Origin of the sequence: Borrelia persica No12 (genome assembly GCF_000500045.1) — a bacterium.
GTDB classification, from domain to species: Bacteria; Spirochaetota; Spirochaetia; order Borreliales; family Borreliaceae; genus Borrelia; species Borrelia persica.
The window spans coordinates 1-942 of the sequence record NZ_AYOT01000172.1 but is presented as its reverse complement, the minus strand read 5'-3'; the positions used below and the strand labels follow the sequence as shown (position 1 = coordinate 942).

Below are 942 nucleotides of genomic sequence, written 5' to 3'. Positions count from 1 at the left end.
AGCAATAACCGTCAAAGATGAAACTAACTGTCCCTTAAATCCTAGTCTACTCTCAATCAAAGTCAATTTAGACTTCATTTGTACCAAATCACTCTTAACTCCATCTATCTTCTCATTAAGCCTAATCTCTACTCCATCTATCTTTGCATTCAAATCATGCTTAACAGTCTCTATCTTATCATCAAGTTTGTCTATTTTCTTATTAAGTCTAGCCTCTACTCCATCTATCTTTGCGTCAAGTTTGTCTACCCTAGCATCAAGTTTATCTATCTTCTCATTAAGCCTAGTCTCTACTCCATCTATCTTTGCGTCAAGTCTAGCCTCTACTCCATCTATCTTTGCGTCAAGTTTGTCTACCCTAGCATCAAGTTTATCCATCTTCTCATTAAGCCTAGTCTCTACTCCATCTATCTTCTCATTAAGCCTAGCCTCAACTTTATCTATCTTTTCATTCAAATCAATTTTGAGCATACTTATTTTATCATCCAAGTAATGAAAATTATCCATCATCCTATCTTGAAGAAGATCAAATTTTTCTTCAAGAACATAATAACTGATAATCTGCCCATTAAACTCCCCACTATGATAATCTTTTTTAACTCTCTCAGACTTAACCGAATTCTTAGCTACTTGTCCATCATATACCTGCTCTTTTAATGCAACACTCATATTTATAACCTCAATGATTTTTTTAATTTTTAATATACTCTACTTAATTATAACACATGAAATAAGTGCACTATCGGAAATAAAAGAATAAGACCAACAACCGAAGTTATTGATCTTATTCATGATGTAACACAAAAACGATAATAAATTATGTTTTTGTGTACAAATAATATTATACAACAATATTAAAAAAAGTCAATAGATTTTCTCTATTGTCTCTAAATTTTTTTCATATATTTTTTAGTTAGCCATTCTAAATCCCATTGAATGCTC

The 942-nt window shown here is 31.2% G+C and carries 1 protein-coding gene; it reads right to left on the bottom strand.

Annotated features, from left to right (window positions below; translation table 11 throughout):
• Nucleotides 1–669 (bottom strand): hypothetical protein (locus tag U881_RS0105920; protein WP_024653641.1); only part of this gene is annotated, 669 nt, incomplete at its 3' end.
• Between the last annotated feature and the right edge of the window lie 273 nt (nucleotides 670–942).